The 19,800-nt window shown below is 58.8% G+C and carries 27 protein-coding genes; 26 read left to right on the top strand and 1 reads right to left on the bottom strand.

What is annotated here, in order from left to right; genetic code table 11:
- From VL003_RS06640 to dsbD, 26 genes are all read left to right on the top strand, one after another.
- Window positions 1–1,240 (top strand): calcium-binding protein (locus tag VL003_RS06640; protein WP_325440817.1); only part of this gene is annotated, 1,240 nt, incomplete at its 5' end.
- Between the two features lie 120 nt (window positions 1,241–1,360).
- A complete protein-coding gene (locus VL003_RS06635; protein ID WP_325440815.1) occupies window positions 1,361–1,852 on the top strand; it encodes a hypothetical protein in 492 nt (163 codons plus the stop codon).
- Window positions 1,853–1,951: 99 nt separating this feature from the next.
- On the top strand, window positions 1,952–2,629 hold the full coding sequence (locus VL003_RS06630; RefSeq protein ID WP_325440813.1) for a transglutaminase-like cysteine peptidase: 678 nt from the start codon (window positions 1,952–1,954) through the stop codon (window positions 2,627–2,629).
- Window positions 2,630–2,673: 44 nt separating this feature from the next.
- Window positions 2,674–4,605, top strand: a complete 1,932-nt coding sequence (locus tag VL003_RS06625; protein WP_325440811.1) for a bifunctional diguanylate cyclase/phosphodiesterase — start codon at window positions 2,674–2,676, stop codon at window positions 4,603–4,605.
- Window positions 4,606–4,931: 326 nt separating this feature from the next.
- The gene (gene rplN / locus VL003_RS06620) at window positions 4,932–5,300 is read left to right on the top strand and encodes a 50S ribosomal protein L14 (RefSeq protein ID WP_017524009.1); all 369 of its coding nucleotides are present in this window, start codon (window positions 4,932–4,934) and stop codon (window positions 5,298–5,300) included.
- A gap of 9 nt (window positions 5,301–5,309) precedes the next feature.
- Window positions 5,310–5,630 carry a 50S ribosomal protein L24 gene (gene rplX, locus VL003_RS06615; RefSeq protein ID WP_325440809.1) on the top strand — a complete coding sequence of 107 codons (321 nt, stop codon included), beginning with the start codon at window positions 5,310–5,312 and terminating at the stop codon, window positions 5,628–5,630.
- A 12-nt stretch (window positions 5,631–5,642) separates the two neighbouring features.
- Window positions 5,643–6,182, top strand: coding sequence for a 50S ribosomal protein L5 (gene rplE, locus VL003_RS06610; protein WP_325440807.1), 540 nt, complete (start codon window positions 5,643–5,645; stop codon window positions 6,180–6,182).
- A gap of 11 nt (window positions 6,183–6,193) precedes the next feature.
- On the top strand, window positions 6,194–6,499 hold the full coding sequence (rpsN, locus tag VL003_RS06605; RefSeq protein WP_325440806.1) for a 30S ribosomal protein S14: 306 nt from the start codon (window positions 6,194–6,196) through the stop codon (window positions 6,497–6,499).
- Between the two features lie 11 nt (window positions 6,500–6,510).
- Window positions 6,511–6,906: a 30S ribosomal protein S8 gene (gene rpsH, locus VL003_RS06600; RefSeq protein WP_325440804.1), complete on the top strand. Its 396-nt coding sequence runs from the start codon at window positions 6,511–6,513 to the stop codon at window positions 6,904–6,906.
- 10 nt (window positions 6,907–6,916) lie between these two features.
- Window positions 6,917–7,450, top strand: coding sequence for a 50S ribosomal protein L6 (gene rplF, locus VL003_RS06595; protein WP_325440802.1), 534 nt, complete (start codon window positions 6,917–6,919; stop codon window positions 7,448–7,450).
- A 21-nt stretch (window positions 7,451–7,471) separates the two neighbouring features.
- Window positions 7,472–7,837: a 50S ribosomal protein L18 gene (rplR, locus tag VL003_RS06590; RefSeq protein WP_325440800.1), complete on the top strand. Its 366-nt coding sequence runs from the start codon at window positions 7,472–7,474 to the stop codon at window positions 7,835–7,837.
- A gap of 13 nt (window positions 7,838–7,850) precedes the next feature.
- Window positions 7,851–8,369 (top strand): 30S ribosomal protein S5, encoded by a 519-nt coding sequence (gene rpsE, locus VL003_RS06585; protein ID WP_325440798.1) that lies wholly within the window; start codon window positions 7,851–7,853, stop codon window positions 8,367–8,369.
- Window positions 8,370–8,372: 3 nt separating this feature from the next.
- The gene (gene rpmD, locus VL003_RS06580; protein WP_017524017.1) at window positions 8,373–8,561 is read left to right on the top strand and encodes a 50S ribosomal protein L30; all 189 of its coding nucleotides are present in this window, start codon (window positions 8,373–8,375) and stop codon (window positions 8,559–8,561) included.
- Between the two features lie 11 nt (window positions 8,562–8,572).
- Window positions 8,573–9,013, top strand: a complete 441-nt coding sequence (rplO, locus tag VL003_RS06575) for a 50S ribosomal protein L15 (RefSeq protein ID WP_325440795.1) — start codon at window positions 8,573–8,575, stop codon at window positions 9,011–9,013.
- Between the two features lie 10 nt (window positions 9,014–9,023).
- Entirely contained in the window at window positions 9,024–10,349 is a 1,326-nt protein-coding gene (gene secY / locus VL003_RS06570; RefSeq protein ID WP_325440793.1) for a preprotein translocase subunit SecY, read from the top strand.
- Window positions 10,350–10,359: 10 nt separating this feature from the next.
- Window positions 10,360–10,578, top strand: coding sequence for a translation initiation factor IF-1 (gene infA / locus VL003_RS06565; RefSeq protein ID WP_014752489.1), 219 nt, complete (start codon window positions 10,360–10,362; stop codon window positions 10,576–10,578).
- A gap of 33 nt (window positions 10,579–10,611) precedes the next feature.
- Window positions 10,612–10,725, top strand: a complete 114-nt coding sequence (gene rpmJ / locus VL003_RS06560) for a 50S ribosomal protein L36 (protein ID WP_026349781.1) — start codon at window positions 10,612–10,614, stop codon at window positions 10,723–10,725.
- A gap of 36 nt (window positions 10,726–10,761) precedes the next feature.
- Window positions 10,762–11,127 (top strand): 30S ribosomal protein S13, encoded by a 366-nt coding sequence (gene rpsM, locus VL003_RS06555; RefSeq protein ID WP_325440786.1) that lies wholly within the window; start codon window positions 10,762–10,764, stop codon window positions 11,125–11,127.
- A 14-nt stretch (window positions 11,128–11,141) separates the two neighbouring features.
- Window positions 11,142–11,543, top strand: a complete 402-nt coding sequence (gene rpsK / locus VL003_RS06550; RefSeq protein WP_325440784.1) for a 30S ribosomal protein S11 — start codon at window positions 11,142–11,144, stop codon at window positions 11,541–11,543.
- Window positions 11,544–11,552: 9 nt separating this feature from the next.
- Window positions 11,553–12,176, top strand: a complete 624-nt coding sequence (rpsD, locus tag VL003_RS06545; RefSeq protein ID WP_325440783.1) for a 30S ribosomal protein S4 — start codon at window positions 11,553–11,555, stop codon at window positions 12,174–12,176.
- A gap of 148 nt (window positions 12,177–12,324) precedes the next feature.
- On the top strand, window positions 12,325–13,311 hold the full coding sequence (locus tag VL003_RS06540; RefSeq protein WP_325440782.1) for a DNA-directed RNA polymerase subunit alpha: 987 nt from the start codon (window positions 12,325–12,327) through the stop codon (window positions 13,309–13,311).
- Between the two features lie 149 nt (window positions 13,312–13,460).
- Window positions 13,461–13,847 (top strand): 50S ribosomal protein L17, encoded by a 387-nt coding sequence (rplQ, locus tag VL003_RS06535; protein WP_325440781.1) that lies wholly within the window; start codon window positions 13,461–13,463, stop codon window positions 13,845–13,847.
- A 357-nt stretch (window positions 13,848–14,204) separates the two neighbouring features.
- Window positions 14,205–15,383, top strand: a complete 1,179-nt coding sequence (locus tag VL003_RS06530) for an ABC transporter substrate-binding protein (protein ID WP_325440780.1) — start codon at window positions 14,205–14,207, stop codon at window positions 15,381–15,383.
- A gap of 27 nt (window positions 15,384–15,410) precedes the next feature.
- Window positions 15,411–16,301, top strand: coding sequence for an alpha/beta hydrolase (locus VL003_RS06525; RefSeq protein ID WP_325440779.1), 891 nt, complete (start codon window positions 15,411–15,413; stop codon window positions 16,299–16,301).
- A gap of 136 nt (window positions 16,302–16,437) precedes the next feature.
- Window positions 16,438–16,764 (top strand): divalent-cation tolerance protein CutA, encoded by a 327-nt coding sequence (cutA, locus tag VL003_RS06520; protein ID WP_325440777.1) that lies wholly within the window; start codon window positions 16,438–16,440, stop codon window positions 16,762–16,764.
- Between the two features lie 31 nt (window positions 16,765–16,795).
- Window positions 16,796–18,790, top strand: a complete 1,995-nt coding sequence (gene dsbD, locus VL003_RS06515; protein WP_325440775.1) for a protein-disulfide reductase DsbD — start codon at window positions 16,796–16,798, stop codon at window positions 18,788–18,790.
- Between the two features lie 4 nt (window positions 18,791–18,794).
- Here the strand turns inward: dsbD and hemB are convergent.
- Window positions 18,795–19,800, bottom strand: a 1,006-nt coding sequence (gene hemB, locus VL003_RS06510; RefSeq protein ID WP_325440773.1) for a porphobilinogen synthase, incomplete at its 5' end; no start/stop codon positions are given.

The following is a 19,800-nucleotide window of genomic DNA, read 5'->3' as shown; positions in this document are numbered from 1 at the left end:
CTACGAAGCGGCGTTTAAAGACGCTGCGAACTGGTTCGAGTCTGGGGTGGTGGCCGCCAACAAGGGTACCAACCTTACTTACTTCATTACCGACGGCAAGCCCACTTTCCATCAGGAAAATGAAGGCAGCAACCCCGTTGTCCATGTGGCGCGCAATTCGGGCAAGCAGACCTCGCTCGAGAGCTTGCTGAATCTTGATGGCTACAACCCGGGCGATACTGTTACCTACGATGGACGAACCATCGTTGACGCGACGGGCGTGGTTTATTCGTGGCACTACGAGTCGGGCCTATGCAACTCGGGCTGGAAATCGGATGAGGCAGGCCAGATTTTGGCCGATGGCGCAGGTGGTTACGAATTCTCGAGCCGCGCCGGCAATGGGGATTCGACAAGCAGCGACACGACCACCAATTCCTTGGCTGCCTTCGCGCTGCTCGAGGCATTGTCCACAGTCGAAGCTATTGGTCTGGGTGGAAGCTTAAGTATCCAGGACCTGGAAAACTACGATAGTGACGGCACGGTACAGACCAATATCGACCCGACAGGGCTGGCAGAGGCCATTCTGGGCAGCGATGACATGCTGCCCAACGGCAACGACGAGGTATTTGGCGGCGAAGGCAACGACATTTTGTTTGGCGATACTTTGTCGTTTGCGCGTATTGACGGCAATGGCTACAACGCCTTGAAAGAATACGTGGCCGACAGAACCGGTAGTGACGCAACTGAACTCAGCAACCAGGATCTCCACCAGTACATTTCCACCCATTCGTCCGAGTTCAATAAGTCGAACGACTCCGACGGCAGTGATGAATTGTATGGGGGCACCGGAAATGACCTGTTGTTTGGCCAGGGCGGTAACGACCTGCTGGTGGGTGGGCAAGGCGACGACATCTTGTACGGCGGCTCGGGTGCCGACACCTTCAGGTGGGACGCCGGCGACGAAGGACGTGCCGGTGCGCCTGCCGTGGATAGGGTCATGGACTTCAATGCCGCCGAAGGCGATACGCTTGACCTCTCTTCGTTGTTGCAAGAGCGCGGCGCGGGCAGCCTGGATGCGTTCCTGCAGGCGAGCAGGGACGAGCATGGCGACACGGTCATTCACGTCAGTACCAAAGGCGAGTTGGCCGGTAATGACGTCAGTGCTGCCGACCAGACCATTCATCTGGCAGGGGTCGAGTACAACACCGAGATCGTTCAGCAACTGATCGATGCCGGTCGTTTGACGGTCGACGGCGCCTAAGCCTTAGTCGGGGGGGCCGGCGCTTGACAGCCGGTTCCCGTTTTACAGGCTGTGCCGGGCACAGCCTGTAAGGCATAATGATTGGTTACTTTATGTCTTTATTTGCTTTATCGTTGCTGCATGAACAAATATATCGACCGCGAGCAGCTGCTTCGGTGGCTCAAAAATGACAAGGGCGCCGTCGACTACATAGAACTGGTCTGCGCCGCCGCCCATTTCTGGGACGACCTCATCGATCGCGATCAAGACCTAAGCGACGACGAAATAAACAAGGCGTTTTTTCAGATTCTGGTGCGCCTGCCCCGCAACCCCTTCTACCGAAAGCACTTCGACCACCTCAATTCGATTTTGCTTAACGCAGTATCCAATTGGCAAGTGGCCACCAAGCTTGAGCGCGACGGGGGAGACTATGAAACCAGTATTGCTTTTGTTTTGCGCTCGTCTTATGTAGATCTGGTCACCCAGTCGGCTTTATTGATCGCAGGTCAGCAATGGGCGTGCAAGGTCGGCGAAGAGGCTCGCCGGCTCACGCACGGTGAAACCTACCAGGGTTATCTGCGAGCCCTTGAAGACGAAAAAAAGGCACGCGATGCACGCAAGGCGAAAAAGTAAAGGCTTTGGCGCGTCGCCGCCCGAGTCGCGACGCCCAGACACGCCGAATCTAGTGGCTTTGGAACCCGCTCGATTTCAAGGGGGTCGGGTCCAAGGCGTATGAACGTAGCGCATTACCTTCGCGGTCATTTCCCAAAGCTGTTCTGGTGGGCGGCGGCTGCGTTGGTGGCGCTGACCACGCTAGTGCCGGCAACGGCGGTCCAATTCAACACCGAACGCCTGCTTCAGTCTGCCCAAAAGCGCTACGGCCAGCGGGGCGCCGACACGGTGTCGGCCTGGCTGGCATCGATGCAACAGGCGCGGTCGCAGCCGGTTTCTGTCCAGTTGCAGGCGGTCAACCGGTTCTGGAACTCGAACGTTCGTGGGGTGGAAGACATTGACCTTTGGGGTCAGGCCGATTACTGGGCTACGCCGCTTGAAACGCTGGGCAAGCGGGCGGGTGATTGCGAAGACTATGTGATCGGCAAGTATTTTTCGCTGCTGCACATAGGTGTGCCGGCGGAAAAACTGCGCCTTATATATGTACGGGCTCGGGTCGGCGGGCAAACCATTGCGCACATGGTGCTCGGCTATTACGAAACGCCGTCGTCCGATCCGCTTATTCTCGACAGCCTGACCTCTACCATGGTCACCGCCGCCCGGCGGCCCGACCTTACTCCGGTTTTCAGTTTTAACGCCCAGGGCATTTACGTGGCGGGCCAGGCACGCTCGGTGGAAAGCATCAGCCGGTGGCAAGACCTGCTGGGCAAAATGCGAAACGAGGGTATTGACCCGTAGTGGGCGGGGTTTGTACAACGTATCAACGACGATAAGAGTGGATTATGTCTTTGCTTAAACAGCTTTTGCTTAGTGTTACGGTAGCCATAGTGATCATAGTGGTGGGTACGCTGGCCTTCAGTATTGGATCGGCCCGAAACTATCTGAACGCACAGGTACAGTCAGAAAGCGAGAACGCAGCGGTGTCGCTGGCCATTACGCTTTCGCAGCCGGCCAATCAAGATCCTGTTATTCGTGAGCTGCTAATGATGGCGCTGTACGACACGGGTCGTTTTCAAGCCATAAGTTTTGCGCAGCCCGACGGCAAGGTGGTGTTCGACCGTACCCGGGCCGCGTCCACTACCGCCCAGGCAGGGCCCGCGTGGTTCCGTTCACTACTGCCATTGGAAACCCCGGTGTCCACCAAAGAGGTGACCGACGGCTGGAAACAGGCCGGTCAATTGACCATAGTGGGAGACAACGGCTATGCCTACGTCTCTTTGTGGCAAAACGCGCTGCGGCAACTCACCTTGGTGCTGATTGCAGGGCTATTGTGGGCTTTTGTGGTGATGTTGCTGATGCGCTGGCTGCGCCGGGCGCTCGACGAGCAAGTGGCCAGCCAGGTGCGCGCCATAGGCCAGGGCGAAGACCTGCCCCCTTCTACCCACGCGGCCGTGCGCGAGCTGAACGAGCTGGTCAGTGAAATCAGCCACGTGCGCGAGCGCGTTCGCGCCAATGTGCACGAAATGGACGCCAAAATTGAACAGTTAAACGTCGAGCTCCACCAGGATGAAGTCACCGGCCTGGCCAACCGGCGGTATTTCATCAACGAGTTGCGTCGAGTGCTGCAAGACGAAAATGGGGTGCCCGGTCATGTAATGCTGGTGCGTATGCGCGACCTGGCAGCGGTCAATACCGCCCACGACCGCCATGAGGTCGACGCCTGGCTGCGCGAGGCTGCAAATGAGATGCAGGAAATCGCCGCCGCCCAACACATGGACGCCCAGGTGGCGCGCCTCAACGGCTCGGATTTTGCCATTTTGATTCCGGGCCTGAACGGCCCGCAGGCCACCCGGTTTGCCCGCGGCATCAGCGGCCAGTTACGCGACTTGAGCCTGGGGCTGCCCAACGGCGGATATTCCCGCTGGGCGTTCTCGCTGACCGATTACGCACCCGGGCGCGACGCCGGTTCGGTCATGAGCCTGCTCGACCATGGCCTGATGCGGGCTGAAAGCGCGGGCCGGGCCGACGTTGAATACCTCCCCAGTGAAAACAGCAACAGCTCGCGCATAGGGGCCAGCGAAAGTGAATGGCGTACCTTGCTGCGCACGGCGCTTGACGACGATGGCTTCCGTTTGCAGGTTAACCGGGTTCGTTACGACGGTGCGCTGTCGATCGAGCGCAGCGATGCCAGCCTGCAGGTGCGCGACGGCAACGAATGGTTGCCCGGATCGCTGTTCATGCCGGTGGCAACCCGCCTGAACCTGTCTACCGAGTGCGACATGCGTACGCTTGACCTGGCCATTGAATGGATCAAAACCAATCGCCGCGAACTGGCCATTCGGGTGTCGCTGGCTTCGCTGACCCAGTCCAGATTCTGGCCCGAACTGCGAGTGCGGCTGGAAACATTGGAAGCGCAGCCCGAGCTTGCGCGTTACCTGGCGTTCGAGCTGGACGCACATGGCCTGGTGGCATGCCCTGAAGAAGTAGCCCTGTTTTGTCAGGCAGCCAAGGCAGCGTCGCTGCATGTGGGCTTGCGGCGCCTGGACGCCGAGCCGGCCGCCCTGGCACAGTTGCATGCGGCCAGCGTCGATTACGTTCGGCTGACCGGGTCGCTCATAGATGGCCTGGCCGACAGCGTCGGTGGCACCGAATTGCTGCGTGCCATTGCCACCACAGCCCGACGTTTGAATTTGTCGTTGTTTTCTGACGTGCCGGGCAGCGATGCGGATGCAGTCGTGTTGCGTGCACACGACGTCAGCGTGGCGATGCGTTGACCTTTAAAATAATTGCAAAAGGTACTTGCTTTCATACTTTACCTGCGCTAATATAGAAAACTTACTTTGGTAACCCGCCAGCAGTGGCCGCCGAACAAGCATACGCCAACAAGGCATAGGCTTTAAATATCGGGCAGCAATTGGGGCGGGGTGCTTAAGGTAAGGCAGGTTTTAAGCAGTTTTAACCTCAGGCAGATTTCAACCCAGGGTTCGGTCCGAATCGCAAGCTACTAAGCGCTTTGGCCGAGTCTGACGGGACCAAAACTGGCTGCTTTAGCTAAGCTTACATGGCTATGCGGGGCGGCTAAGTTGGAACAGGAAAAATCATGATACAAATGCAGACCACGCTAGACGTGGCCGACAACACTGGTGCGCGTTCTGTAATGTGCATTAAAGTGCTGGGCGGCTCAAAGCGCCGTTATGCCGCGATCGGCGACGTGATCAAAGTTAGCGTCAAAGACGCCGCTCCGCGCGGACGCGTCAAGAAAGGCGAAATTTACAACGCAGTAGTGGTTCGTACCGCTAAGGGCGTGCGCCGTAAAGACGGCTCGTTGATTAAGTTTGGTGGCAATGCCGCCGTTTTGCTCAACGCTAAACTGGAACCCATCGGCACCCGCATCTTCGGACCCGTCACACGCGAACTGCGTACGGAAAAGTTCATGAAGATCGTGTCCCTGGCTCCAGAAGTGCTGTAAGGAGCCACCATGGAAAAAATCCGTAAAGGCGACGAGGTCATCGTGCTGACCGGTCGCGACAAAACCCGCCGCGGCACCGTGCTGCAGCGCATCGACGCCGACCACGTGCTGGTTGAAGGCATCAATGTCGTCAAGAAGCATGTCAAGGCAAACCCCATGGCGGGTACGCAAGGCGGCATCATCGATAAAACCATGCCTATTCACATTTCGAATGTGGCGCTCTTTAATCCCGAAACCGGCAAGGCCGATCGTGTTGGCATTAAAGAAGTCGACGGTCGCAAAGTTCGTGTATTTCGTTCCAGCGGCGCAGTCGTTGGCGCTAAGGCATAAGGGGCGAACAACATGGCTCGTTTACAAGAGTTCTACCGTAACAAGGTAATGGCCGACCTTCAGTCCAAGTTCGGCTACAAAAGCGTCATGGAAGTGCCGCGCATCAGCAAGATCACCCTCAACATGGGTGTGTCCGAAGCTGTGGCCGATAAAAAGGTTATCGAACACGCTGTGTCCGACATGACCAAAATCGCCGGTCAAAAGCCCGTGGTTACCAAAACGCGCAAGTCCATCGCTGGTTTTAAGATCCGCGAAGACTATCCCATCGGCTGCATGGTCACCTTGCGTGGCCGCCGCATGTACGAGTTCCTCGATCGCCTCATCGCTGTCGCGCTGCCGCGCGTTCGCGACTTCCGTGGTGTGTCGGGCCGTGCGTTCGATGGACGTGGCAACTACAACATCGGGGTTAAAGAGCAAATCATTTTCCCTGAAATCGAATACGACAAAATCGACGCGGTTCGTGGTCTGAACATCAGCATCACCACCACCGCCAAGAACGACGAAGAAGCCAAGGCGCTACTTACCGCCTTCAGCTTCCCGTTCCGCAATTAAGGGGCGATGACGTGGCAAAACTTTCCCTCATCAATCGCGATATCAAGCGCGCCAAGCTGGTTCAGAAGTTCGCCGGCAAACGCGCCGCATTGAAAGCAATTATCAACGATCAGTCCAAGTCCGACGAAGAGCGTTACCAGGCACGCCTGCAGCTGCAGCAACTGCCTCGCAACGCCAGCCCGACCCGCCAGCGCAATCGTTGTGCGGTCACCGGTCGTCCGCGCGGCGTTTACAGCAAGTTCGGTCTTACTCGTCACAAGCTGCGCGAAATGGCGCTGCGTGGCGAAGTACCGGGCATGACCAAAGCTAGCTGGTAGGAGAAATACACATGAGCATGAGCGATCCCATCGCCGACATGTTGACCCGCGTGCGTAACGCGCAGCAAGTCAACAAAACGTCGGTCAGCATGCCCTCCTCCAAGCTGAAGGTGGCTATTGCCACCGTGCTTCAGGACGAAGGCTACATCGATAGTTTCAAGGTGGTCGGCGAACAGGCCAAGCCGGTTCTCGAGATCACCCTCAAGTACTACGCCGGCCGTCCGGTCATCGAGCGCATCGAACGCGTGTCGCGCCCGGGTCTGCGTATCTACAAAGGCCGTTCGGCTATTCCTCAGGTCATGAACGGCCTGGGCGTGGCCATTGTTTCCACGCCTCGCGGCGTGATGACCGATCGCAAAGCACGCGCTACCGGCGTGGGCGGCGAAGTGTTGTGCTACGTTGCATAAGGAGAATCATATGTCACGTATAGCAAAATACCCGGTCGACCTCCCCAAAGGGGTGGAAACCAAGATCGAAGCCGATCAAATCACCGTTAAAGGTCCTCTGGGCACACTGACTCAGCCGCTTACCGGCGAAGTCGACATCAAGCTCGAGAACGACCAGCTGTCGTTTGCCGTCGCCAACGATTCCCGCCAGGCTCACGCCATGTCGGGCACCTTGCGCGCTCTGGTCAACAACATGGTTACCGGTGTTAGCAAGGGCTTCGAGCGTAAACTGACTCTGGTCGGCGTGGGTTTCCGCGCCCAAGTACAGGGCAGCGCGCTGAAACTGCAACTGGGTTTCTCGCATGACATCCTGCACGAAATGCCCGAGGGCATCAAAATCGAGTGCCCCACCCCGACCGAAATCTTGGTCAAGGGCGCAGACAAGCAGGCAGTTGGCCAGGTCGCGGCTGAAATCCGCGCCTATCGCCGTCCCGAGCCTTACAAGGGCAAGGGCGTGCGCTACGCCGACGAGCGTGTCATCATGAAAGAAACCAAGAAGAAATAAGCGCGCAGGCAAGGACGAATCATGGACAAGAAACTCTCCCGTTTGCGTCGTGCGGTATCGACCCGCCGGAAAATCACCGAACTGCGCGTACATCGCCTGTCGGTATTCCGCTCGAACCTGCACATCTATGCAAACATCATCTCGCCAGAAGGCGACCGCGTGCTCGTCAGCGCTTCGACGCTCGAGCCCGAGGTACGCAAAGAGCTGGCCGGCCAGAACACCAACGGCAGCAATGTCACCGCTGCGGGCTTGGTGGGCAAGCGCGTGGCCGAAAAAGCCAAGGCTGCCGGTATCGAGCAAGTCGCTTTCGACCGCTCGGGCTTCCGTTATCATGGCCGCGTCAAGGCGTTGGCCGATGCCGCGCGTGAAGCCGGCCTGAAGTTCTAAGCAAGGATTACAAATGGCTAAAGCACAAGGTAAGCACGCCGAGAAAGAGAACGACGACGGCATGCGTGAAAAAATGATCGCGGTTAATCGCGTCAGCAAAGTGGTCAAGGGTGGTCGCACCATGAGCTTTGCTGCGTTGACCGTGGTTGGCGACGGCGATGGCCGTATCGGCATGGGCAAGGGCAAGGCCCGCGAAGTTCCCGTTGCCGTACAAAAGGCAATGGAACAAGCTCGCCGTGGCCTGCACAAGGTTCCGCTCAAGAACGGCACGCTGCATCACACAGTGGTGGGCAAGCACGGTGCATCCACCGTACTTATCTCGCCCGCTGCCGAAGGTACCGGTGTTATTGCCGGTGGCCCGATGCGCGCCATCTTCGAAGTTATGGGCGTGCGCAACGTCGTGGCCAAAAGCCTCGGCTCCAGCAACCCATACAACATGGTTCGCGCTACGCTGAATGGTCTGCGCGCATGTTCGACTCCCGCCGATGTCGCCGCCAAGCGTGGCAAGTCGGTTGAAGATATTCTGGGGTAAGTCATGACGACACAGAAGCAAATCAAAGTAACGCTCGTGCGCTCTGTCATCGGCACCAAGCAGTCCCATCGCGACACCGTTCGCGGCCTGGGTCTGCGTGGCCTGAACAGCAGCCGCGTGTTGGTCGATACGCCCGAGGTGCGTGGAATGATCCGTAAAGTGGATTATCTCGTTACCGTCTCGGAAGCCTGAAAGGAATCGGGATGTCTGAAACTCAATTGAACACACTGCAGCCGGCTCCCGGCGCCAAGCACGCCAAACGTCGCGTTGGCCGTGGCATTGGCTCGGGCTTGGGTAAAACCGCCGGCCGTGGCCACAAGGGTCAAAAATCGCGTTCGGGCGGTTTCCATAAAGTCGGTTTCGAAGGCGGTCAAATGCCTTTGTATCGCCGTCTGCCCAAGCGTGGCTTCACCGCACGCAACCAGCACCTTAGCGCCGAAGTCCGCTTGTCCGACCTCGAGCGCCTGCCCGTCGACGAAATCGACGTTCAGGTTCTCAAGCAGGCAGGCGTGGTCGGCCAAAGCGTACGTTACGCCAAGGTCATCAAGTCGGGCGAGCTTACCCGCAAGGTCTCCCTGAAAGGGTTGGCCGCGACAGCCGGCGCTCGCGCCGCCATCGAAGCTGCCGGCGGTTCGCTGGTTTAAGGGGTGACGGGTGGCTAAAGCTCAGGCACAAAGCAAGACAGGAGCCCGTTACGGCGATCTCAAGCGCCGTCTCGTCTTCCTGCTGCTTGCCCTGGTGGTCTACCGTCTTGGCACGCACATACCTGTGCCGGGCATCAACCCCGACGCGCTGGCCGATATGTTCCAGCAGAACCAGGGCGGCATCCTAGGCTTGTTCAACATGTTCTCGGGTGGCGCACTCGAACGCTTTTCGGTGTTCGCGCTGGGTATCATGCCGTACATTTCGGCCGCCATTATCATGCAGCTTATGGCTGTCGTGGTGCCCACGCTCGAAGCCATCAAAAAAGAAGGCGAATCGGGCCGCCGCAAGATCACCCAGTACACCCGCTACGGCACGGTGTTTCTGGCCCTGATCCAGGCGGTGGGTATTTCGGTGGCGCTCGAATCGCAACCCGGGCTGGTTATCGATCCGGGCATGGTGTTTCGCTTTACGACCATTGTTTCGCTGGTTACCGGCACCATGTTTGTGATGTGGCTGGGCGAACAAATTACCGAACGTGGTATTGGTAACGGTATTTCCATCATTATTTTCGCCGGTATCGTGGCGGGCTTGCCCAGTGCCTTAACAGGCATGCTCGATCTGGTTCGCACTGATGCAATGTCGATCTTGTCGGCGCTGTTCATTCTGGTGCTGGTGGTGGCTGTCACTTACTTCGTGGTGTTCGTTGAGCGTGGCCAGCGGCGTATTACCGTCAATTACGCCAAGCGTCAGGTGGGCAACAAGGTGTACGGTGGGCAAAGTTCGCACTTGCCCCTCAAGCTGAACATGGCCGGCGTCATTCCGCCCATCTTCGCTTCGTCGATTATTTTGCTGCCGGCCACGGTTACCAGCTGGTTCTCCAGCAACCCCAACATGCGCTGGCTGGGCGACCTGGCCGCGGCGCTGGCACCTCACCAGCCGCTGTATGTCACGTTGTTCTCGGCGCTGATTATATTTTTCTGCTTTTTCTATACGGCCCTGGTGTTCAATAGCCGCGAAACCGCAGACAACCTGAAGAAAAGTGGTGCATTTGTTCCGGGTATTCGTCCGGGCGACCAAACGGCTCGCTACATCGACAAAATACTTATGCGTCTTACCCTGGCTGGGGCCATTTACATCACCTTGGTGTGTTTGTTGCCCGAGTTCATGCAGATGCGTTGGAATGTACCGTTTTACTTTGGTGGCACCTCTTTGTTGATTATTGTGGTGGTCGCTATGGATTTTATGGCGCAAGCGCAAGCTTACATGATGTCTCACCAGTACGACTCGCTCCTCAAGAAGGCGAACTTCAAGGGTGCGGGATTGCCAATGCGTTAAGAAGAACACCATGGCGAAAGACGACGTCATACAAATGCAAGGAGAGGTCGTAGAAAACCTCCCCAACGCAACTTTTCGCGTCAAGTTGGAAAATGGTCATGTGGTGTTGGGCCATATTTCGGGCAAGATGCGCATGCATTACATCCGGATTCTGCCGGGTGACAAGGTCACAGTGGAGCTCACGCCCTATGATCTGTCTCGCGCCAGAATTGTATTCCGCTCTAAATAGAGCGACCCGGCTTAAGGAAACTAGGAGTCAACCATGAAGGTAATGGCATCGGTAAAGCGGATCTGCCGCCACTGCAAGATTATTAAACGTCACGGCGTGGTGCGTGTCATCTGCACCGACCCGCGTCACAAGCAGCGCCAAGGCTAATGGCCGCAGCGCAACAGATTTAAACAAGGAACAGTCATGGCCCGTATCGCTGGCATCAACATTCCGCCGCATAAGCACGCCGAAATCGGACTAACCGCCATTTTTGGTATCGGTCGTACGCGCGCTCGCAAAATTTGCGAAGCGTCCGGCATCGAGTACTCGAAGAAAGTCAAAGACCTGACCGACGCCGAGCTTGAGCGCATCCGCGAACACGTCAACGTGTTCACCGTCGAAGGCGATCTGCGTCGCGAAGTACAACTTTCGGTCAAGCGTCTGATCGACCTGGGAACCTACCGCGGCATGCGTCACAAGCGTGGCCTGCCTGTTCGTGGTCAGCGCACCCGCACCAACGCCCGCACCCGCAAGGGACCGCGTCGCGCAGCGGCTTCCCTGAAGAAATAATCGAGGACTAGAAGATGGCGAAAGCTTCCACTAGCGGCGCATCTCGCGTACGCAAAAAAATCAAGAAGAGCGTTTCGGACGGCATCGCGCACGTTCATGCGTCCTTCAACAACACGATCATCACCATTACCGATCGCCAGGGCAATACCTTGTCATGGGCAACTTCGGGTGGCGCAGGCTTTAAGGGCTCGCGTAAATCCACGCCGTTTGCCGCACAGGTTGCTGCCGAGTCTGCCGGTCGTTTGGCACAAGAGTACGGCGTCAAGACGCTCGAAGTTCGCATCAAGGGCCCCGGCCCCGGTCGCGAGTCGTCGGTGCGCGCCCTGAACGCGCTGGGCATCAAGATCTCCAGCATTTCGGACATCACGCCCATTCCGCACAACGGCTGCCGTCCGCCCAAGCGCCGTCGTATCTAAGAGGAAACCATGGCACGTTATATTGGACCCAAATGTAAGCTCTCGCGTCGCGAGGGTACCGACCTGTTTCTAAAAAGCGCCCGCCGCTCGCTCGACTCGAAGTGCAAGCTCGAGTCCAAGCCCGGCCAGCACGGCCGCATTTCGGGCGCTCGTACGTCCGACTTCGGTCTGCAGCTGCGCGAGAAGCAAAAACTCAAGCGCATGTACGGCGTACTTGAAAAGCAGTTTCGCAAGTACTTCACCGAAGCCGAGCGTCGTCGCGGCAACACCGGCGAAACCCTGATCCAGCTGCTCGAATCGCGTCTGGACAACGTGGTGTACCGCATGGGCTTTGGCTCGACCCGCGCCGAAGCGCGCCAGTTGGTCAACCACCGCTCGGTCGAACTCAATGGTCGCACCGCCGACATCGCTTCCATGCTCGTCAAACCCGGCGACGTCATCACCATCCGTGAAAAGTCCAAGGGTCAGCTTCGTATTCGCGAATCGCTCGATCTGGCTTCGGGCCAAGGCTTCCCTCAGTGGGTTGAAGTCGACGCCGGCAAGCTCAGCGGCACCTTCAAGCAAGTTCCCGATCGTTCCGACGTCGCCCGCGACGTGAACGAATCGATGGTGGTCGAACTTTACTCGCGTTAAGCGTCGGTTCGCCCCGCATTGCAGCGTTTTACGCAGCCCATTTTTCAGTTTTTCCTGAAAGATGGGCTGCGTCATCTAGTGCCGGACTACCGGTTTATCCGTCAGCCTTATCGGTGTAACGAGCCGAGGGTATTGAAAAGGAACACACATGTCGTCTCAAGGTTTTCTTAAACCCCGTTCTATCGAAGTCGAGCCCGTCGGCAAAAACCATGCTCGCGTCATCATGGAGCCGTTCGAGCGTGGCTACGGCCATACGCTGGGTAACGCCCTGCGTCGCATCCTGCTGTCCTCCATGACCGGCTATGCGCCGACCGAGGTACAGATAACGGGTGTCGTACACGAGTACTCCACCATTGCAGGTGTGCGCGAAGACGTCGTCGACATCTTGCTTAACCTGAAAGGCGTGGTGTTCAAGCTGCATAACCGCGACGATGTGAATCTGGTCCTGCGCAAAGAAGGCGCCGGCGTGGTTACCGCCGCCGACATCGAGCTTCCGCACGACGTTGAAATCATCAACCCCGATCACGTTATTGCCACGCTCACTGACGCCGGTAAACTCGAAGTCCACATCAAGGTCGAGCAAGGCCGTGGCTACGTGCCCGGCAACGTGCGCGCCCTGGTCGACGATCGCGCCCACACCATCGGCCGCATCGTACTCGACGCATCGTACAGCCCTGTGCGCCGTGTCAGCTACGCGGTTGAAAGCGCCAGGGTAGAGCAGCGTACCGACCTCGATAAACTCGTGCTCGATATCGAAACCAACGGTGTCATCTCGCCCGAAGAAGCGGTTCGCCAGTCGGCCCGTATTCTTATGGACCAGATCTCGGTGTTTGCCGCGCTTGAAGGCGTCGGCGATTCGTACGAGGCCCCTGTTCGCGGCGCGCCGCAGATTGATCCGGTGTTGCTGCGCCCGGTCGACGACCTGGAGCTTACCGTGCGTTCGGCCAACTGCCTCAAGGCCGAAAACATCTACTACATCGGTGATCTTATCCAGCGCACCGAAAACGAGCTCCTTAAAACCCCCAACCTGGGTCGCAAGTCGCTTAACGAAATCAAAGAAGTTCTTGCCGCACGCGGCCTGACCTTGGGCATGAAGCTCGAGAACTGGCCGCCCCTGGGTCTCGAGCGTCCTTAAGTTGTAAATGGCCTGTGCATTTGGCTGCGCAGGCCATGGTTTTTCGTGTATAGTTTTGCCCCTTGATCCGGCCCGCAGCCAGTCTGATAGAAGAGCCGGCTAACCGCAAAGCAGCGCTTTGCTTAATTTAAGATTCAAAGGAAATCATCATGCGTCACCGTAGTGGCCTGCGTAAACTAAATCGCACCAGCAGCCATCGTTTGGCTATGTTCCGCAACATGGCTGTTTCGTTGCTTACCCACGAAGCCATCAAAACCACCTTGCCCAAGGCAAAAGAATTGCGCCGCGTGGTCGAGCCTCTTATCACCCTTGGTAAAGAGCCCACCGTCGCCAACAAGCGTCTGGCTTTTGCTCGCCTGCGCGACCGCGACGCCGTGGCCAAGTTGTTCGACGTGGTCGGCCCCCGCTACAAAGAGCGTAACGGCGGCTATACCCGCGTACTGAAAATGGGCTTTCGCCAGGGCGACAACGCGCCCATGGCCTTCATCGAACTGGTCGACCGCCCAGAAGTCGAAGAAGAGTCCGACGCAGAATAAGGTTTGCCGTCGCGCAAGCAGTAGCGCAACGAGTTAAACACGCAGTTCAAAAACCCCGTCTTCGGATATGTTCCGTAGGCGGGGTTTTTTATTTGGTGTTCCCAGCCCGAATTGGGCATGGGCTGGCCGGGCGCCGTGCCCGACTGCGAGTGGAACGGGGCCGCTACCTTCGGTTGTAACCCGTGCAAAAAGGCAGCTTGTGATGCCTTATAAAATAAATTAGAATTTCGATGAAAATATTATTTTATAAAATCGCTTTCCTGTGTACATTAAGCGCGCTGCGGCCACCTTCGGTGGCGCCCTACAGGCCATACGTCGCGGTTACCAGTCAAGCAACACCTAATTTGGGATGGAGACATGTTCAAGAAGATCGCAATTGCCTCATTGGCCTGCCTGGGCACACTCAGCCTGGCCTCGGCTTCCGCCGCCGAGACGTCAAAGCCGGTACGCATCGGCTTTATTACCACCTTGTCCACGCCGGCCGGCTATATCGGCGAAGACCAGCGCGACGCGTTCAAGCTGGCCATCGACCAGGGCGGCGGCAAGTTAGGCGGTGTCCCCGTTGAAATGGTGCTGGAAGACGACGGCCTGAAGCCCGCCACGGGCAAGCAGTCGGCCGAAAAAATGCTGCAGGAAGGCATACAGCTTTTCACCGGCATCAACTTTTCGAACGTGTTGATGGCCGCCGCGCCGGCGATTCTTAAGCAAGGCGCTTTTTACGTCAGCCTCAATGCGGGCCCGTCGCAGTTTGCCGGCAAGCGCTGCGACAAGAATTACTTTGTCGCCTCGTTTGAAAACACCTCGTTGCACGCTGCCGCCGGACGTGCAGCAACCGAGCAGGGCTTCAAGAACGTAGCCTTGCTGGCGCCCAGCTACCAGGCCGGCCGCGATGCACTCGAAGGGTTCAAGCGCCTGTACGAGGGTAAGGTGGCGGTCGAAATCTACACCAAACTGGATCAATCCGACTTTTCGGTCGAGCTGGCGCGCTTGCGCGAGCTTGCGCCGGACGCCATCTATCAGTTTCACCCGGGCGGTGCGGGCATTAACTTTGCCAAGCAGTTCGCCAACTCGGGGATGAACAAAACCATTCCCATGTTCTTGCCGGTTTTTTCGATGGACTTGCGCATGATCCAGGCCACCGGCGATGCCGCCGAAGGCGTGTATTCGACGGCCCTTTGGTCGCCGCTGCTTGATGTGCCTGAAAGCAAGCAATTCGTTGAAGACTTCAAGAAGGCCTACGGTCGGGTGCCCACGCATTACGGCGCGCTGGCGTACGACACGGCCCGCCTGATTGCCTCTGCCCTTCAGGCGGTGGATGGCGACCTCGACCGCGCTGACGAGTTCCGCGCGGCATTGAAAAGGGCTGATTTCAAGTCGGTACGTGGAAACTTTGCCTTTGACACGAACCAGCATCCGATTCAAGACTACTATCTGACCAAGATCGAACGCAACGCCGATGGCCAGTTGATGCCCACCGTCATGTCCAAAGTGCTCAGCAATCAAAAGGACGCGTTCGCGGCCGAATGTCAGATGTAAGCCGGGGGTTTAAGGGTGAATCAGGGCGTGCATGCAGTTCAAGCCGAAACGGCAGACTTATACTTTGCCGATCTGGCCCAAAGGGGCAAGCAGTACGATGCCCGGGGCTCGGTGCCCGACTTTGACGCTTGCGTGGCCGAGTACGCCCGCCTGGCGCGCGAGGTCAACCGCGACTGCGTGGGCATCTACGATCTGCAATACGGCCAATCCAGGGCCGAACGCCTTGATATCTTTCCAACAGTGGCGGTCGCCGCGCCTGCGCCGGTCTTTGTGTTCATTCATGGCGGATACTGGCGCTCGCAAACCAAAGAAGACGCGCCCATAATGGCCAAGGCGTTCACCCAGGCCGGGGTCGCCGTTTGCACGCTCGAATACACCTTATTGCCCGAAGCCACGCTGGCCGAAGTGGTGCGCCAGGTGCGCAGCGCGGTGGCCTGGCTTTACCGGCATGCCGGCGCCTATGGTCTGGATACCCGCCGAATTTTTATCGGCGGTAGTTCGGCCGGCGCGCACCTGGCCGGTATGGCGGCTGCCAAGGGGTGGACCGATGCCTACGATTTGCCGCAAGATGTGGTCAAGGGGCTGGTGGGGCTAAGTGGCTTGTACGAGCTTGCGCCCCTGTGCGACATCGCCCCCAACGAGTGGCTGCAACTGCACGCCGATCAGACGCCTCGCGTAAGCCCTCTTTACCATTTGCCCCGTGCCGGGCTGCCAATCGTGCTTGCCGTGGGCGGCCTTGAAACCGAAGGTTTTAAACACCAGACACGGGTGTACGAAGCAGCTTGCCGTCAGGCTGGGCTGCAGGTGCAGCAGGTGCCGGTACCGCAATGCAATCACTTCGATCTGCTCTGTGAGCTGGCCAAGCCCGAAAGCGAGCTGTGCCGCGCCGTCGTGCAGATGATCCTCAGCCCGACCTGATTCTTTCCTGCGGCATGTCGATGCTCCAGTCCAGCACCGACGGCTGCTGCGGCTTTGTGGCGCCTGCCGGCATCCCCTGGGTCGTTACGGCGACAAACCAGTAAAATAGGGCTTTTACAACTTTCGGGGTGGGCCCATGACGCAAGACGTGGTCGTCGTGCTTAGTAATGCTCCCGATCTTTTACTTGCCAAGCGCATTGCGCACATGTTGGTCGAAGAGCATCTGGCCGCTTGCGTGAACCTTGGCGCGCCGGTCTTGTCCATGTATATGTGGAAGGGTCAGCTTGAGGGCACCGAAGAGATTCCCCTGGTCATTAAAACGACACAGTCCGCGCTGCCGGCGGTTACTGCACGCCTGACCGAATTGCACCCCTACGAGGTGCCTGAAATTCTGGTCGTGCCGGTAATCGGCGGAGCCCAGCCATATCTTGACTGGGTGCGCGAACAATCCGTGGCGCCGTAAGGGCGCAACCGGGCAAAAAAGGAAATACCAAATGTTATCGAGGCTGAGCGCCGGAAGCCGGCACAGCAACGAATGGGCGCGCATGCTCCTGGCTTGCGGGTTTAAGCCTTTTAAAGGGGGGGGCCGGGCAGTGTGGGCCGCCTTGCTGGTGTCGCTGACACTGGCCCTGGCCCTGTTTTCGGGTAAGGCGCAGGCCCAAGACCAGTACCTGGACCCGGCTGAAGCCTTTGTGTTGTCGGCCGCCATGGTCAACCCCACAGAGCTTCAGGTGCATTTTCGCATCGCTCCCGACTATTACATGTACCGCGACCGTTTTGGTTTTGCGGCCGATGCGCCGGTGGTGGGCGAAGCTATCTTCCCACGGGGTACCGTCAAATACGACCCGACCTTCGACGAGAACATGGAGGTCTATCACCGACAGGTCACCATCCGCGTGCCCTTGCAGGCAGGGGCTGAACAGCCGGTGCCGTTAACCATTACGGGTCAGGGCTGCGCCGATGCGGGGCTGTGCTACCCGCCCATGACCTTCAATCTGCAACTGGTGCCGGCAGACCTGGGCTATATGGCGCAGGGCGAGTGGGTGGCCGACAGCGTGCCGCCCCCGCGTGACGAAGACGCGGCCGGCGCGGCTGCGGCATCTGCAGCCGGCGGCGTATTTGATCTGGCCGACACGGGCCTGGCCGAGTACTTGGCCGGCATAGGCTGGTTCGAGCTGGTCGGGCTTGCCTTGCTGTTCGGCGTGCTGCTTACCTTTACCCCTTGTGTATTGCCCATGGTGCCCATTGTGCTGGCCGTGGTGGCGGGCGACGCAAAGCGCACGGGCCGACCGAGCCGCGGGCGTGGCTTGGCGCTGGCCGCCAGTTATGTACTGGGTATGTCCCTGGTGTACACCGCGCTGGGGGTGGCGGCAGGGCTGGTGGGCGCCGGCCTGGCGGCATGGCTGCAAACGCCCTGGGTACTGTCTGTTTTTGCCGTGTTGCTGGCCCTGCTGGCGCTGGCCATGTTCGATGTCTACACCTTCCAGGCGCCCGCCCGGTTTCAGGCCGGTTTAAGTCAGCGCGCCTCGCGTATTCCGGGTGGCAGTTGGGGTGGTGCTTTTCTAATGGGCATGATCTCGGCGTTGATCGTCGGGCCTTGCGTGGCCGCGCCGTTGGCGGGCGTATTGCTGTTCATTTCTCAAACCGGCGATGTGGTGCTGGGCGGCAGCGCGCTGTTTGCCATGGCCTGGGGCCAGGGCCTGCTGCTGCTCGTGCTTGGGGCTACTTCGGGTGCCCTGATCCCCCGCGCCGGGCCATGGATGGAAGGCGTCAAGCAGTTCTTCGGTCTATTGTTGTTGGCCACGGCCTGGTGGATGGTACAACCCGTGGTGCCGTCCTGGCTGAGCATGTCGGGCTGGGCCTTCCTGGCCTTGTGCGCGGCCGTCATGCTGCGCCCGTTCAGCGCCCAGGGGCGCGACCCCGCCCAGCCCTTGACGAGCGCGGGCGCGCTGTGGCGCAGTGTCTTGCGGGTGGCGGGGCTGATGCTGGCCGTGTGGTCGGTGCTGCTGCTGGTGGGCTTGGCAGGAGGCTCGCGCGATCTGTTCCAGCCGTTGGCGCCGTTTACGACCCCGGCGCAGTCGGCTTCGGCGACCAATGTTGCGCCAGGCACACCCGGCACGGCCGTCGTGCCGGTGTTTACCAAGGTAGCGTCCTTGGCCCAGCTGGAGCAATTGGTGGCCCAGGCCGACAAACCCGTATTGCTCGATTTCTACGCCGACTGGTGCGTGTCGTGCATAGAGATGGAACGGTTCACCTTTACCGACCCGCAAGTGGCGCAACGCATGCAAAAGTTCGTGTTGGTGCAGGCCGATGTTACGGACAACACCGCCGAACACCGCGAACTGCTGAAGCGCTTTCAGTTGTTTGGCCCGCCCGGCATCATATTTTTTGATCGCGACGGGCAGCAGATGCAAGAGCGCGTGATCGGCTTTCAGAATGCCACGCGCTTTGCCTCAGTGCTTGATCGCGTGCTGCAGGCGAGCGATTAATTATTTAGGCCTTCAGCAGTTTGGCCGCATGAATGGCGAAGTAGGTAAGAATGCCGTCGCCGCCGGCGCGCTTGAACGCCAGCAGCGATTCCATCACGACCTTGTCGTGGTCCAGCCATCCGTTGGCGGCGGCGGCCTTGATCATGGCGTACTCGCCGCTGACCTGATAGGCAAAGGTGGGCATGCCGAACGCCTGTTTTACGTCGCGCAATACATCAAGGTAGGGCATGCCGGGCTTGACCATGACCATGTCGGCGCCTTCGCGAATGTCGGCCGCGACTTCGCGCAGTGCCTCGTTGCGGTTGGCCGGGTCCATCTGGTAGGTGGCCTTGCTTGACTTGCCCAGGTTCGCGGCCGAGCCTACCGCGTCGCGAAACGGGCCGTAAAAGGCGCTGGCATACTTGGCCGAATAAGCCATGATGCGGGTGTGAATGTGCCCGCCAGCCTCGAGCGCCTGGCGTACCGCGCCGATACGGCCGTCCATCATGTCGCTGGGCGCCACAATATCGACCCCCGCCTGGGCCTGTACCAGGGCCTGTTTTACCAGAATGTCGGTGGTGGGCTCGTTAAGCACATAGCCGTGCTCGTCAATCACCCCGTCCTGGCCGTGGCTGGTGTAGGGGTCAAGCGCTACGTCGGTTAGCACGCCCAGCTCGGGGAAACGTTGCTTGATTGCCGCCACGGTGCGGGGAATGAGGCCGTCCGGGTTGGCGGCCTCGATGCCGTCGGCGGTTTTAAGCCTGGATTCGATGGCCGGAAACAAGGCCAGCACCGGAATACCCAGTTCTGCGCACTCTTCGGCCACGTGCAACAGGGTGTCGGGTGAGTAGCGCAGCACTTCGGGCATCGAGGGTACCGGCTGGCGCACGTTGCTGCCTTCGGTGACGAACACCGGGTAGATGAAATCGTCGACGCTGAGCGAATGCTCGCGGACCAGTCGTCGCGAAAAATCGTCGTGGCGGTTGCGGCGTGGACGCGAGGCAGGAAAATCGACGGAAGGAAGGAATTGA

Origin of the sequence: Pusillimonas sp. (assembly GCF_035515275.1) — a bacterium.
Taxonomy (GTDB): domain Bacteria; phylum Pseudomonadota; class Gammaproteobacteria; order Burkholderiales; family Burkholderiaceae_B; genus Pusillimonas.
Note: the sequence above shows the minus strand (reverse complement) of the source record. Positions and strands in the feature narration are given on the sequence as shown.

What these genes read in the sequence shown, in the direction of transcription:
- rpsH (WP_325440804.1), top strand. Translation starts at nt 6,511, where the DNA reads ATGAGCATGAGCGATCCCATCGCCGACATGTTGACCCGCGTGCGTAAC.
- rplX (WP_325440809.1), top strand. Translation starts at nt 5,310, where the DNA reads ATGGAAAAAATCCGTAAAGGCGACGAGGTCATCGTGCTGACCGGTCGC.
- rpsM (WP_325440786.1), top strand. Translation starts at nt 10,762, where the DNA reads ATGGCCCGTATCGCTGGCATCAACATTCCGCCGCATAAGCACGCCGAA.
- VL003_RS06530 (WP_325440780.1), top strand. Translation starts at nt 14,205, where the DNA reads ATGTTCAAGAAGATCGCAATTGCCTCATTGGCCTGCCTGGGCACACTC.
- VL003_RS06540 (WP_325440782.1), top strand. Translation starts at nt 12,325, where the DNA reads ATGTCGTCTCAAGGTTTTCTTAAACCCCGTTCTATCGAAGTCGAGCCC.
- rpsD (WP_325440783.1), top strand. Translation starts at nt 11,553, where the DNA reads ATGGCACGTTATATTGGACCCAAATGTAAGCTCTCGCGTCGCGAGGGT.
- rplO (WP_325440795.1), top strand. Translation starts at nt 8,573, where the DNA reads ATGTCTGAAACTCAATTGAACACACTGCAGCCGGCTCCCGGCGCCAAG.
- rplR (WP_325440800.1), top strand. Translation starts at nt 7,472, where the DNA reads ATGGACAAGAAACTCTCCCGTTTGCGTCGTGCGGTATCGACCCGCCGG.
- rpsK (WP_325440784.1), top strand. Translation starts at nt 11,142, where the DNA reads ATGGCGAAAGCTTCCACTAGCGGCGCATCTCGCGTACGCAAAAAAATC.
- rplN (WP_017524009.1), top strand. Translation starts at nt 4,932, where the DNA reads ATGATACAAATGCAGACCACGCTAGACGTGGCCGACAACACTGGTGCG.
- VL003_RS06625 (WP_325440811.1), top strand. Translation starts at nt 2,674, where the DNA reads ATGTCTTTGCTTAAACAGCTTTTGCTTAGTGTTACGGTAGCCATAGTG.
- VL003_RS06635 (WP_325440815.1), top strand. Translation starts at nt 1,361, where the DNA reads ATGAACAAATATATCGACCGCGAGCAGCTGCTTCGGTGGCTCAAAAAT.
- rplE (WP_325440807.1), top strand. Translation starts at nt 5,643, where the DNA reads ATGGCTCGTTTACAAGAGTTCTACCGTAACAAGGTAATGGCCGACCTT.
- dsbD (WP_325440775.1), top strand. Translation starts at nt 16,796, where the DNA reads ATGTTATCGAGGCTGAGCGCCGGAAGCCGGCACAGCAACGAATGGGCG.
- rpmJ (WP_026349781.1), top strand. Translation starts at nt 10,612, where the DNA reads ATGAAGGTAATGGCATCGGTAAAGCGGATCTGCCGCCACTGCAAGATT.
- rpsE (WP_325440798.1), top strand. Translation starts at nt 7,851, where the DNA reads ATGGCTAAAGCACAAGGTAAGCACGCCGAGAAAGAGAACGACGACGGC.
- rplF (WP_325440802.1), top strand. Translation starts at nt 6,917, where the DNA reads ATGTCACGTATAGCAAAATACCCGGTCGACCTCCCCAAAGGGGTGGAA.
- cutA (WP_325440777.1), top strand. Translation starts at nt 16,438, where the DNA reads ATGACGCAAGACGTGGTCGTCGTGCTTAGTAATGCTCCCGATCTTTTA.
- VL003_RS06630 (WP_325440813.1), top strand. Translation starts at nt 1,952, where the DNA reads ATGAACGTAGCGCATTACCTTCGCGGTCATTTCCCAAAGCTGTTCTGG.
- rpmD (WP_017524017.1), top strand. Translation starts at nt 8,373, where the DNA reads ATGACGACACAGAAGCAAATCAAAGTAACGCTCGTGCGCTCTGTCATC.
- rplQ (WP_325440781.1), top strand. Translation starts at nt 13,461, where the DNA reads ATGCGTCACCGTAGTGGCCTGCGTAAACTAAATCGCACCAGCAGCCAT.
- infA (WP_014752489.1), top strand. Translation starts at nt 10,360, where the DNA reads ATGGCGAAAGACGACGTCATACAAATGCAAGGAGAGGTCGTAGAAAAC.